Source organism: Rhizobium sp. 05L419 (assembly GCF_056397845.1).
In genome coordinates, this window is record NZ_JBFTOF010000014.1 from 16,745 (window position 1) to 29,670 (window position 12,926).

Annotated in this window: 8 protein-coding genes and 1 pseudogene; 8 read left to right on the top strand and 1 reads right to left on the bottom strand. The window is 60.4% G+C overall.

Annotated features, from left to right (window positions below; genetic code table 11):
* Positions 1-46: 46 nt before the first annotated feature.
* The 6 genes from chvE to araD all read left to right on the top strand — a co-directional run bounded on the left by chvE (position 47) and on the right by araD (position 8,376).
* On the top strand, positions 47-1,111 hold the full coding sequence (gene chvE / locus AC1DMK_RS18000) for a multiple monosaccharide ABC transporter substrate-binding protein (protein ID WP_037058830.1): 1,065 nt from the start codon (positions 47-49) through the stop codon (positions 1,109-1,111).
* 98 nt (positions 1,112-1,209) lie between these two features.
* Positions 1,210-2,748 carry a multiple monosaccharide ABC transporter ATP-binding protein gene (gene mmsA / locus AC1DMK_RS18005; RefSeq protein ID WP_037058828.1) on the top strand — a complete coding sequence of 513 codons (1,539 nt, stop codon included), beginning with the start codon at positions 1,210-1,212 and terminating at the stop codon, positions 2,746-2,748.
* The gene (gene mmsB, locus AC1DMK_RS18010) at positions 2,745-3,956 is read left to right on the top strand and encodes a multiple monosaccharide ABC transporter permease (protein WP_037058826.1); all 1,212 of its coding nucleotides are present in this window, start codon (positions 2,745-2,747) and stop codon (positions 3,954-3,956) included. The genes mmsA and mmsB overlap by 4 nt, the downstream gene beginning before the upstream one ends.
* A 109-nt stretch (positions 3,957-4,065) precedes the next feature.
* Positions 4,066-5,061: an AraD1 family protein gene (gene araD1 / locus AC1DMK_RS18015; RefSeq protein ID WP_037058932.1), complete on the top strand. Its 996-nt coding sequence runs from the start codon at positions 4,066-4,068 to the stop codon at positions 5,059-5,061.
* 72 nt (positions 5,062-5,133) lie between these two features.
* Positions 5,134-6,567 (top strand): aldehyde dehydrogenase family protein, encoded by a 1,434-nt coding sequence (locus tag AC1DMK_RS18020; RefSeq protein WP_477860816.1) that lies wholly within the window; start codon positions 5,134-5,136, stop codon positions 6,565-6,567.
* Positions 6,568-6,630: 63 nt separating this feature from the next.
* Complete coding sequence (araD, locus tag AC1DMK_RS18025; RefSeq protein WP_477860818.1) at positions 6,631-8,376, top strand: L-arabinonate dehydratase; 1,746 nt, start codon at positions 6,631-6,633, stop codon at positions 8,374-8,376.
* Positions 8,377-8,850: 474 nt separating this feature from the next.
* On the opposite strand, the gene AC1DMK_RS18030 is transcribed toward araD, so the two are convergent.
* Positions 8,851-9,168, bottom strand: coding sequence for a hypothetical protein (locus AC1DMK_RS18030; protein ID WP_477860819.1), 318 nt, complete (start codon positions 9,166-9,168; stop codon positions 8,851-8,853).
* Between the two features lie 271 nt (positions 9,169-9,439).
* On the opposite strand from AC1DMK_RS18030, the pseudogene AC1DMK_RS18035 reads away from it, so the two are divergent.
* A pseudogene (locus AC1DMK_RS18035) lies at positions 9,440-9,637 on the top strand (hypothetical protein); the annotation flags it as partial.
* A 295-nt stretch (positions 9,638-9,932) separates the two neighbouring features.
* Complete coding sequence (locus AC1DMK_RS18040) at positions 9,933-12,905, top strand: ATP-binding protein (RefSeq protein WP_477860821.1); 2,973 nt, start codon at positions 9,933-9,935, stop codon at positions 12,903-12,905.
* Positions 12,906-12,926: the final 21 nt, after the last annotated feature.

The window sequence follows — 12,926 nt, forward strand, 5'->3', positions numbered from 1 at the left end:
GCGGGCGATTTTTCGTCCCGCCGATTTGTTAACAAGGGAGAGAGAGATGAAATCCATTATCTCATTGATGGCTGCGGCTGCTTTCGGCGTCGCGTCGTTCGTAATGCCAGCGGTTGCCGCCGACAAGGGGACTGTCGGTATCGCAATGCCTACGAAGTCGTCCGCACGCTGGATCGACGACGGCAACAACATCGTCAAGCAGCTTCAGGAAGCCGGTTACACGACTGACCTGCAGTACGCTGACGACGACATTCCGAACCAGCTGTCTCAGATCGAGAACATGGTCACGAAGGGCGCGAAGGTTCTCGTTATTGCCGCCATCGACGGCACGACGCTTTCCGACGTTCTGCAGAAGGCCCACGACGCAGGCATCAAGGTCATCGCTTATGACCGTCTGATCCGCGATTCGGGCAACGTCGACTATTACGCGACGTTCGACAACTTCAAGGTTGGCGTTCTGCAGGCCGGTTCCATCGTTGACGCCCTCGGCCTCAAGGATGGCAAGGGCCCGTTCAACATCGAGCTCTTCGGCGGTTCGCCGGACGACAACAACGCGTTCTTCTTCTACGACGGCGCAATGTCGGTTCTGCAGCCTTACATCGACAGCGGCAAGCTCGTCGTGAAGTCTGGCCAGACCGGCATGGACAAGGTCGGTACGCTGCGTTGGGACCCGGCAACGGCCCAGGCTCGTATGGACAATCTGCTCTCGGCTAACTACACCGACGCGAAGGTCAATGCAGTTCTGTCGCCTTACGACGGTCTGTCCATCGGCATCATTTCGTCGCTGAAGGGCGTCGGCTATGGCACCCCGGACCAGCCGCTTCCGGTCGTTTCCGGCCAGGATGCTGAAGTTCCGTCGGTCAAGTCGATCATCGCCGGCGATCAGCACTCCACGATCTTCAAGGACACCCGTGACCTCGCAAAGGTTACTGTCGGCATGGTCAACGCGCTGATGGAAGGCAAGGAGCCTGAAGTCAACGACACCAAGACCTACGACAACGGTGTAAAGGTCATCCCGTCCTACCTGCTGACGCCGGTAGCGGTCGACAAGACCAACTACGAGAAGATCCTCGTCGAAGGCGGTTACTACAAGGCTGACCAGCTGAAGTAATTGTTCCAAGTTGGCCGGAACCCGCAGCTTGCGGGTTCCGGTCTTCACTTTTATGATCGCCGCGCCGTGTTTCCGGCTGCTGGCGTTGGATATTGACTATGGACAATACAATCCTCGAAATGCGGAACATCACCAAGACGTTCCCGGGCGTAAAAGCGCTTGAGAATGTGAACCTCAAGGTTCGGCAGGGTGAAATCCATGCATTGGTGGGCGAAAACGGGGCCGGTAAGTCGACCCTGATGAAAGTTCTCTCCGGCGTCTACCCCGCCGGCACCTATGACGGCGATATCGTCTATGAAGGTGACGTCCGCAACTTCAAGGTCCTGAAGGACTCTGAAGAGATCGGCATCGTCATCATCCACCAGGAGCTGGCGCTTGTACCGCTTCTGTCGATCGCCGAAAATATCTTCCTCGGCAACGAAGTCGCGCATAACGGCATCATCAAGTGGCAGGAAGCCTTCAACCGCACGAAGCAGCTGCTCGGCAAGGTCGGTCTGAAGGAATCCCCCGAGACGCTCGTGACCGACATCGGCGTCGGCAAACAGCAGCTGGTCGAGATCGCCAAGGCGCTGTCTAAGAGCGTGAAGCTCCTCATCCTCGATGAGCCAACGGCTTCGCTCAACGAAAAAGATTCCGACGCACTGCTCGACCTTCTGATCGAGTTCCGCAACCAGGGTCTGACCTCGATCATCATCACGCACAAGCTCAACGAAGTGCGCAAGGTCGCCGACCAGATCACGGTTCTGCGCGACGGTATGACGGTCAAGACGCTCGACTGTCGTACCGAAGAGATCAGCGAAGACATCATCATCAAGAACATGGTGGGTCGCGAACTCGCCGATCGTTATCCGCCGCGCTCCGTGCCGATCGGCGAGACGATCCTCGAGGTGAAGAACTGGAACGCCTTCCACCAGCATCACCGGGATCGCCAGGTTCTGCACGACATCAACATCAACGTCCGCAAGGGCGAGGTGGTCGGCATCGCCGGCTTGATGGGTGCCGGCCGCACCGAATTCGCCATGAGCGTGTTCGGAAAATCCTACGGTCACAAGATCACCGGCGACGTCTTCATGCACGGCAAGAAGGTCGATGTGGGCACCGTCCGCAAGGCGATCGACGCCGGCCTGGCCTATGTCACCGAAGACCGCAAGCACCTCGGGCTCGTCCTTGGCGAGAACATCGTCCACAATACGACGCTTGCCAATCTTGCCGGCGTTTCGAGCGGAACGGTGATCGACAGCATCAAGGAATCCAAGATCGCATCGGACTATCGCACGAAACTGCGTATCCGCAGCTCCAGCATCTTCCAGGAAACGGTCAATCTTTCGGGCGGAAACCAGCAAAAAGTGGTGTTGTCCAAGTGGCTGTTTTCCAATCCGGACGTTTTGATCCTCGACGAACCCACGCGCGGTATCGATGTCGGTGCAAAATACGAAATCTATACTATCATCAACCAGCTCGCCGCCGATGGTAAGGGCGTTCTGATGATCTCATCGGAAATGCCGGAACTGCTTGGCACGTGCGACCGCATCTACGTCATGAATGAAGGACGTATCGTTGCGGAACTGCCAAAGGGAGAGGCGAGCCAAGAAACCATCATGCGCGCTATCATGCGCTCAGGGGAGAAGAAACAATGACTCCGGTCAACCCTTCAGCTGCCACCGAGGAAAGCAACGTCGTTTCCGTTACGGACTACATCCGCAGCAACATCCGTGAATACGGCATGCTCATCGCGCTGGTCGCGATCATGGTGTTCTTCCAGTTCTACACGGGCGGCATTCTGTTCAAGCCGGTCAACCTGACGAACCTCGTTTTGCAGAATTCGTTCATCGTCATCATGGCGCTCGGCATGCTGCTCGTCATCGTGGCCGGTCATATCGACCTTTCGGTCGGTTCGATCGTCGCTTTCGTCGGTGCGGTGGCGGCCATCATGACCGTCAATTGGCAGATGAACTTCGTCCTGGCGGGTATTCTCTGCCTGATCATTGGTGGTGCCATCGGCGCTGCACAGGGATACTGGATCGCGTATCACCGCATTCCGGCCTTCATCGTCACGCTCGCCGGTATGCTCGTCTTCCGCGGCCTGACGCTGTTCGTGCTTGGCGGCAAGAACATCGGACCGTTCCCGAAGGACTTCCAGGTGATCTCGACGGGTTTCCTGCCCGGCGACATGATCGATTTCGGCGGTATTCCGCTGCATTCGACTTCGCTGATCCTGACCCTGATCATCCCGGCGGTGCTCTTTTATCTCGCCTGGCGTCGCCGCAAGGTGAACGAAAGCCATGGCATCGACGTCGAGCCGACGAGCTTCTTCATCGCTCAGAACGTCATTCTTTCGCTGGCGATCCTGTTTCTCGGCTATCAGCTGTCGAGCTACAAGGGCCTCCCGAACGTTCTCGTCGTCATGCTCGTGCTGATCGCGGCCTACGCGTTCGTCACGCGCCGCACCACGATCGGGCGCCGTATCTACGCCATGGGTGGCAATGAAAAGGCCACCAAGCTTTCCGGTATCAATACCGAGCGCCTCAGCTTCTTCACCTTCGTCAACATGGGCGTTCTAGCCGGTCTCGCGGGCATGATCATCGCGGCCCGCCTGAATTCGGCAACGCCGAAGGCCGGCGTCGGCTTCGAGCTCGACGTTATCGCGGCTTGCTTCATCGGCGGGGCTTCGGCATCCGGCGGCGTTGGCAAAATCACTGGTGCCGTCATCGGCGCTTTCATCATGGGCGTCATGAACAACGGCATGTCGATCGTCGGCCTCGGCATCGATTTCCAGCAGATGGTCAAGGGACTGGTGCTTCTCGCGGCCGTCTTCTTCGACGTTTACAACAAGAACAAGGGCTAGGCGCCAAGCGCCAGCCACGCATTCGCCGTCGTATGAACTTACCGATCCGGCTCCTTCGGGAGCCGGAGAGGCGGAGCATTTTCCGCGCTATCTAAAAAGGATGAAGACCGTGCTTATTTCGCAGATCAAGGGTTCGAACGGAGAGATCATCGTCGCCGTGCGCGAGCCGGGCGGTACCGCGAAAGCCGTGAAGAACGCGGGCAGCGTCTACGCGCTGGCCATGGAAGCCGCAAACGGCGGCAAGCCGCTGGTTTCGGTGATCGAAGCGCATGGCCTTGGCGACGCCGTCGATCTCGACAAGGCCTATGCCGAAGGCCGCTTTCTGCCGCCGATGACGCATCCCGATGCAGCGCACCTGCATCTGACGGGCACTGGTCTGACGCATCTGGGCTCCGCGGCAACGCGCGATTCCATGCACAAGAAGACCTCCGAGGCGGCCGAGGAAACACTCACCGACTCGATGAAGATGTTCAAGATGGGCCTTGAGAACGGCAAGCCGAAGGCAGGCGAGAAGGGCGTGCAGCCCGAGTGGTTCTACAAGGGCAACGGCTACGGCTCAGCTGCTCCGGGCGCGCCGCTTGTCTCTCCATCCTTCGCGCTCGACGGTGGCGAAGAGCCCGAGATGGCCGGTATCTACGTGATATCAGAAGACGGCACGCCGTTCCGCATCGGGTTTGCGCTGTCGAACGAGTTTTCCGACCACGTCACCGAGCGGATCAACTACCTCTACCTCGCGCATTCCAAGCTGCGCCCGGCAAGCTTCGGCCCGGAAATCCGCATCGGCGCCGCGCCTGAGGACATCCGTGGCACCTCGCGCATCAAGCGCGGCGACGCTGTGATCTTCGAGAAGCCGTTCCTTTCGGGCGAGGCGAACATGTCGCATACCTTCGCGAACCTCGAATACCACCACTTCAAATATGGCCTGTTCCGCGTGCCCGGCGACGTTCACGTCCACATGTTCGGCACGGCGACGCTGTCTTTCGCAGAAGGCATCAAGGCGCAAGAGGGAGACGTCTTCGAAATCGAAGTGGCCGAATTCGGCCTGCCGTTGCGCAATCCGCTGAAGATCGACGCTGAAGAAGAAATCACCGTCAAGCAGCTCTAAATTTCTCATGGCTTGGCCGCCTGCGCGACCGGGCCATTCTTTCGTAAACGGTAAAGGAGGCTCGTCCAGCCCATGACCATTTATCAGAATCTGATCGCCGGCGAATGGATCGGCACCAACGCGACGAAGAACATCAATCCGTCCGATACCAACGAAGTCGTCGGTCTCTACGCTGACGGTTCGGCCGAAGACACGAGGAACGCGATTGCCGCCGCAAAGGCCGCTTTTCCGGCATGGTCGCGCTCCGGCATCTGGGAACGCCACGTCATCCTGAAGAAGGCCGGCGACGAGATCATGGCCCGCAAGGACGAGCTCGGCGCGCTTTTGGCGCGCGAAGAGGGCAAGACCCTGCCGGAAGCGATTGGCGAAACCATCCGCGCCGCGCAGATCTTCGAATTCTTCGCAGGCGAAGCGCTACGCCTTGCGGGCGAAGTCATCCCGTCGGTCCGTCCGAACGTCGGCGTCGAGATCACCCGCGACCCGCTCGGCGTCATCGGCATCATCACGCCATGGAACTTCCCGATCGCCATCCCCGCCTGGAAGATCGCGCCGGCGCTGTGCTACGGCAACACCATCGTCTTCAAGCCGGCGGAACTCGTTCCGGCCTGCTCCTGGGCGATCGTCGATATCCTGCATCGCGCCGGTCTGCCGAAGGGCGTGCTCAACCTCGTCATGGGCAAGGGCTCGGTCGTCGGCCAGGCCATGCTCGACAGCGCTGACATCGCCGGCATCACCTTCACAGGCTCCACCGGCACCGGCAAACGCGTTGCAGTTTCCTCGCTCGAGCATAACCGCAAGTTCCAGCTCGAAATGGGCGGCAAGAACCCGATGGTGGTTCTCGATGATGCCGACCTCAACGTCGCCGTTGAAGCGGCCGCCAACTCCGGCTTCTTCTCGACCGGCCAGCGCTGCACGGCGTCGTCGCGCCTGATCGTCACCGAGGGCATCCACGACAAGTTCGTCGCGGCGCTGACGGAGAAGCTCAAGACCATCGTCGTCGACCACGCTATGAAGCCCGGAACGCATGTCGGCCCCGTGGTCGACGAGCGCCAGCTGAAGACCGACACCGACTACATCGAAATCGGCAAAAAGGAAGGCGCCAAGCTCGCCTTCGGCGGCGAGCTCATTACGCGCGACACGCCCGGCTTCTATCTGCAGCCGACGCTGTTTACCGAGGCGACCAACCAGATGCGGATCTCGCGCGAGGAGATCTTCGGACCTGTCGTCTCCGTCATCCGGGTCAAGGACTACGAAGAGGCATTGGCGACCGCCAACGACACGCCGTTCGGCCTGTCCTCCGGCATCGCGACGACCAGCCTGAAGCACGCCACGCACTTCAAGCGCAATGCCGAAGCCGGAATGGTCATGGTCAACCTGCCGACCGCAGGCGTCGACTTCCATGTTCCTTTCGGCGGCCGCAAGGGCTCGTCCTACGGTCCGCGCGAGCAGGGCAAGTACGCTGCCGAGTTCTACACGACCGTCAAGACCGCCTATACGCTGGCGTAACGACCGTCTGACGATCCGAGCCGTCACGAGGGCGGCTCGGGGTCACTCAAAAGGCAAAGAACAATGAAAAAGAAAGCTGAATGGCCACGCAGGCTGCGTTCGTACGATTGGTTCGGCGGCACCGGCAAAAATGCGATCATGCATCGCTCCTGGATGAAGAACCAGGGCCTTCCGGCCGATACGTTCGACGGTCGTCCGATCATCGGCATCTGTAATACCTGGTCGGAGCTGACGCCGTGCAACGCGCATCTGCGAGACCTCGCCGAGCGCGTCAAGCGCGGCGTCTACGAGGCCGGCGGCTTCCCTGTCGAGTTCCCAGTCTTTTCGGTCGGTGAAAGCACGCTGCGCCCGACCGCGATGATGTTCCGCAACCTGGCGGCCATGGACGTCGAAGAGGCGATCCGCGGCAATCCGGTCGATGGCGTCGTGCTGCTCGGCGGCTGCGACAAGACCACGCCGAGCCTTTTGATGGGCGCGGCGTCCGTCGATATCCCTGTCATACTCGTGTCCGGCGGCCCCATGCTAAACGGGAAGTGGCGCGGCAAGGACGTCGGTTCGGGCACGGCCATCTGGCAGTTTTCGGAAATGGTCAAGTCAGGCGAAATGTCGCTCGACGAGTTCATGGATGCGGAGCAGGGCATGGCCCGCTCGGCCGGCAGCTGTATGACCATGGGCACGGCCTCGACCATGGCGTCGATGGCCGAAGCGCTGGGCATGACGCTTCCCGGCAACGCTGCCATTCCGGCTGTCGACGCACGCCGTCGCGTGATTTCGCAGCTCTCCGGCCGCCGCATCGTCGACATGGTCAAGGAAGACCTCAAGCCTTCCGATATCCTGACCAAGGAAGCCTTCGAGAATGCCATCCGCGTCAATGGCGCGGTCGGCGGTTCGACGAATGCAGTCCTGCATCTCCTGGCGCTTGCCGGCCGCATCGGCGTGGACCTGTCGCTCGACGATTGGGATCGCCTCGGCCGCGACGTGCCGACGATCGTCAACCTGCAGCCATCGGGCAAGCACCTGATGGAAGAGTTCTACTATGCGGGCGGTCTTCCGGTCGTCATCAAGGCGGTCGGCGAAATGGGCCTGCTGCACAGGGACGCTATCACCGTCACCGGCGACAGCATCTGGAACGGCGTCAAGGATGTCGTCAACTACAATGACGACGTCATCGTTCCGCGCGAGAAGGCGCTGACGCAATCGGGTGGCATTGCGGTTCTGCGCGGCAACCTCGCTCCGAAGGGTGCGGTTCTCAAGCCTTCCGCAGCCTCTCCGCATCTGATGCAGCACACCGGCCGCGCCGTCGTCTTCGAAAGCATCGAAGACTACCATGCGCGCATCAACAAGGACGATCTCGACATCGACGAGACCTGCATCATGGTGCTGAAGTATTGCGGCCCGAAGGGATACCCCGGCATGGCCGAAGTCGGCAACATGGGTCTTCCGCCCAAGGTGCTGAAGAAAGGCGTCAAGGACATGATCCGCATCTCGGATGCGCGCATGTCCGGCACCGCCTACGGTACCGTCATCCTGCACACCGCACCGGAGGCCGCCGAAGGCGGGCCGCTGGCGCTCGTGCAGAACGGCGACATGATCTCGGTCGATGTTCCCGCGCGTACGATCCAGCTCCAGGTCTCCGACGAGGAACTGGCGAAGCGGCGCGCAGCATGGGTCAAGCCACACATGCCGATCTCCGGCGGCTACGGCAAGCTCTACATCAACACCGTGATGCAGGCCGATGCCGGCGCCGATCTCGACTTCCTGGTCGGCCCGCGCGGCTCGGACATTCCGTTGAACCGCGACAGCCACTGAGGCGCCGCACAAGCGTTCAGGAAGTTCGGGCGTCTATGAAAGGCGGGGCGAGAGCTCCGCCTTTTTGCTGCTGGCAGAGGCCACTTTCGGTTTTTTGCGCAGATCTCCGAGATTGGACCGGCAAATTCCAGGATAGACAGCTTCTCGGCCGAGGGCTGTCGTTCGCCGCTTCCGGTGCGCCAACACCGGACATTGAAGTCCAGTCAAAATTTAGTGTAATTTTCGGAGTTTCGACAGGAGAAACCGCGCTGCCAATCGTCATATCCGAAAGAGTAGATCAAATTCTACCGGCCGGGGTTTGGCTTGGGCCAGATCATTGCGACTGGGCTTCGAGATGGAGTACCTGCGAGGCTCTATGTTCGAGACGAACTCGTCCATCGTTGGGAAGGTCGTCCCAGTTTGTTAGCTTTCGCAGATACAGCCTCTGTCCATTACTCAACCGCTCCCGGTGTTCGTCGCGACCACAGTGAATTGTCACCGCAAGAAAAGGGCAGCGCCGCCTAACGGAAAATCAACCAATGGTTCCCAGTTCTCGTTTCCCCAAGTGGTATTTTTGATGCAGTTCGTCAACAGCAGCGGGATGTGCGCTGGAATCGCAGCAGCATATTCATACGCTACATTTCGGATAGATCGGACCATCTCGTAAAATGCAGGAGAACGAAATTCACAGAGACTAAAGGCGGGATTGTAGACTGCGTGATTATCGAGCAAATGGCCGCCGAGTAGCGGATGTAAGTTCCTCGCGATTGTCAGCTTGCCGACACCCGGCAAGCCGTTCAGATGGATGAGCATGAAGTCCCCGAACGATGGTGGAAATAAACTGAGTCTGGATGACTTCAAGCTATCTGAAACAACGCAAGGCGTTCCAAACGCCGACGCTGGATTTGCACCCGACCTCCGCTTTCAAGCCATTGTGCCGGGGAACCGCTTGGGGCCGATACGCGCCATGATGCAGAAGCGCCAGGACTTGGCCGCTACTCAGGGTAAGTGCCAGAGGTCCTTGTCCTCCATAATAGCCGTCACGGCTGATCTTGCGCGTTCTCGGGTGACGGACTCGAATAACACCTACGAAGGTCGCGACCGTAAGTCGGGAGAACTCAAGTGGACAGCAACGCGTGTCGACCTCGTGTTCGGATCGAACGCTCAGCTTAGAGCCCTTTTGGAGGTCTACGGTCAGTCCGACGCGCAAGAGAAATTCGTCAACGATTTTGTCGTCGCCTGGACAAAGGTAATGAACGAATTCCGTTTCGACCTCGTCTAACTGCCGCCTCATGACGCGGCGTGATTGGAGCCGCGCCATGGACGGGAAGCCCGGTCGTTTACGGCCGGGAGCGGTCACGACGCCGGATCACGGAGGGGCGGGCCATTCGCCCTCCACTGCGTGAGCGTCCGCGATCCCTGCGCCCGGCAGTCAAGTGCGCATCGCGGCGAAAAACCTCTCGTCGGCGAACGAATGCGCTTCCGCCGACAGTTGCATTTTAGGATTGCCTGACGAAACGCTTGCGCAAGCCACCGGAGTTGTGGTTGGCTGGTGTGCCGATTTGGGGACAAGCACGATGAATGGCCTCGACGCGCGATTACGGCTTGCAGGCGAGCGGCGGCAGGTTACCGCCCTGTTCTACGATATCGTCGGTTCCACGGAGATTCTGGTTCGGAGCGGCCCGGAGCAGTTCTCCCGGTCCGTCGCTGCCCTGCATCAAACCGCCGAGGCGATCGTGGGCAAGCGTGGGGGGTTCCTTCACAAACGGCTGGGCGATGGGGGGTGCTGTTTCTTCGGGTATCCCGAGCAGTCTGAGGATGCGGCCGAGAGTGCCGTCGATGCTGCGCTTGAACTGATCCGGTTGGCCACGCCGCGGACACGCAAGACAGGAGAGGCGTTCAGGCTTCGCATCGGGATAGCAACGGGTCTAGTCGTGCTTGCGTCGGAGAGTGACGAAATCGTGGGTACGGCACCGATACTGGCTTCTCGGCTACAGGCTGAGGCGGAACCGAACTCGGTGCTGGTCGCGGATGCGACCTACGAGCTCACCCAAGGCAAATTCGACTACAGCCGCATCGCCGAAGCCGAACTCAAGGGTTTCGCTACGCCGGTCACGCTTTGGCGGCCGGAAGCAAAGAAGCCCGCGGCCGGCCCGGTTCCTCCACCGCGCAATGTCGGCCGGGCGATGATGGGTCGGGACGCCGAACTGGCGGTCCTGGTAGAGGCATGGAATTCCGCGCGGGATGGAAAGGGGAGTTCGTTCGCCATCATCGGCGAGGCGGGCATCGGAAAATCCCGGCTCATCTCGGAACTTCGCCGGAGTATCGACGGCGGAGGATTGGCGTTCCAGTGCAACAGACGGTTTGAAGGTCACCCATTTCATCCGTTCATCGGCTTTCTGGAAGCCGTAATCGACGCCCGCGTTTTGAAAGGCGGCGACGGTACCGCGCTTCGGGAAGCGCTCCAGGCCGCCGGGATCGAAGTCGACGCGTATGCAGCGGAGATCATCGCCGCCTTCACCACCGAGCCATCCGGCGCGACTGCGGGAAACATTCGAGTAACCGATCTGACAGGGCGGGCTTTCCGCGCCAAGGTGATCAATGCGGCCGCCCGCCTGCTTTGCTCCGGAGCGGCTTCGGGTCCGATCCTGATCGTCTTCGAGGATGTCCACTGGGCCGACGAGATGACTGTGGAACTGCTGGACAGCCTATGCGCGCTTGCCGCCAGACTGCCGATGCTCGTCATTCAGACATCTCGCGTCGATCGCGCGGAAGCGGTCGCGTCACGTCTGGCGCTCGCTGGCCTTCCGTCGATGGCGATCCGCGAACTGGTTACCTCGATGTGGGAAGGATCGCCTCCCGCCGGTCTGTCTGATTTCATACTGGAGCAATCCGACGGCTTGCCCCTCTATGCCGAAGAACTCGCCCATTTCTTCCGAGCCAGGCACAGGTCCGGTCAACCTGCATCGGAATGGCAGGGGCTCCTCCTCGAAGGGGGAGTGTCGTCGTTGAACGACCTGCTGGCATCGAGGCTGGCGGCGGCCGGGGCGGCGCGCCGTGTGGCGCAGTTTGCGAGCGTCGTCGGAAGGCAATTCACCGTCGGGATGCTCGGCAATCTCCTGGAGAAGGCGGATCGCGACGAACTCGGCAGCCATTTGGAGCTGCTGGCCACCCACGGCATCATCGAACCTTCTTCCAATCAGGCAGACACGTACCAGTTCCGTCACGTGCTCCTCCAGGAGGCGGCCTACAGCAGCTTGTTGAAAAGCGATCGGCGAAGAATTCACATGCGCATCGCCAAACTATTGGTCGAGCAAAGCGTGCCTCCCTTGCCCGCCGAGATCGCTGCCTGGCAATGTGCGGAGGCCGGCAGGCACGGCGATGCCGCGAAGTTTGCGTTGATGGCGGCTGAAGCATGCGTGCTGCGATCCGCAATGAAGGAAGCCGCGCTCTCGCTCGACCTCTGCTCCACGGAAATCGCCTCCTTGTCACGTCGGCACCCGGGGCGCGGCGACCTCATCCTGAGCATGTTCCAACTCCAGGGAGTGGTGGCGACGGCATTGGAGGGCGAAGGTTCTGAGAGGGCGCGCAGGATATATTCGCGGGCAATGCAGCTCGTGAGGCGGCGCGGGACGGAGACGAGACAGTTTCATTTCCCCACCTATTGGGGATGGTGGTTTACAGCGCCTGATGTCAGGTCCCAACAATCACGCGCCCGCATCCTGGTCGACGACATGAGGACGGTCAGCGATCCGGAGACGAGACTGCAATCATACCACTGCGCTTGGGCTACCAGCTTCCACGCCGGCGAGCACGGCTTTTGCCTCGACTGCGTCGCCAGGGGCCTGGAATTGTACGATGCCGACAGGGCGGTCACGCATCGAGCGTTCTTCGGCGGCCATGACGCGAAGGTGTGCGGGCTCGGCGAGAGTGCGCTGTCCTATCTCATCGTCGATCGGGCCGACTCGAGCGAAACAGCGATCGGCCAGTCCCTGGAACATGCCGTGGCGACTGATCACGCGGGCAGCCTCGTACACGCGCTCTACTACGCCATCGTCCTCAGACGTTGCCAGGGCAAGTACGAGGACGTGCGCGCCCTCGGTGAGCAAATGCTCTCGCTGGCGGAGGAGCATGGACTGGTCGCAAGCCAGGCCCGCGCCAACATGTACTGCGGCTGGGCCGAGTTGATGGTCTCCTCGACAGAAAGCGGAGCAAACCGTTTTCAAGAAGCGCTAACCCTTCAGCAGCGATCGGGGACCGACGACAACCTGTCCATACACGCCGACATGCATTCCGAGGTTCTGCAACGGACGGAAAGGCCCCTTGAGGCCCTTTCCGTCATCGAGAACGCGATCCTCCTCGGCCGCAAGAGCGGCCAGTGGTTCTGGCTGGCGGAATTGTACCGCCGAAGGGCAAACGTGAGACAGGGACTTGGAGACAAGTCCGCCCGTGTCAAAAGCGATCTCGGGCGGGCGATCCGGATCGCCGACTCCCAGGGAGCGGCATGGCTTTCGAAAAGAGCCAAACGCGACTTGAAAATCCTGGCTTGAGGAAATGCACGGAGGGCGGGC

Bases quoted from the DNA above. Each gene is read 5' to 3' on its own strand.
- chvE (WP_037058830.1), top strand. From the start codon at position 47: ATGAAATCCATTATCTCATTGATGGCTGCGGCTGCTTTCGGCGTCGCG.
- mmsA (WP_037058828.1), top strand. From the start codon at position 1,210: ATGGACAATACAATCCTCGAAATGCGGAACATCACCAAGACGTTCCCG.
- mmsB (WP_037058826.1), top strand. From the start codon at position 2,745: ATGACTCCGGTCAACCCTTCAGCTGCCACCGAGGAAAGCAACGTCGTT.
- AC1DMK_RS18020 (WP_477860816.1), top strand. From the start codon at position 5,134: ATGACCATTTATCAGAATCTGATCGCCGGCGAATGGATCGGCACCAAC.
- araD (WP_477860818.1), top strand. From the start codon at position 6,631: ATGAAAAAGAAAGCTGAATGGCCACGCAGGCTGCGTTCGTACGATTGG.
- AC1DMK_RS18030 (WP_477860819.1), bottom strand. From the start codon at position 9,168: ATGCTCATCCATCTGAACGGCTTGCCGGGTGTCGGCAAGCTGACAATC.
- AC1DMK_RS18040 (WP_477860821.1), top strand. From the start codon at position 9,933: ATGAATGGCCTCGACGCGCGATTACGGCTTGCAGGCGAGCGGCGGCAG.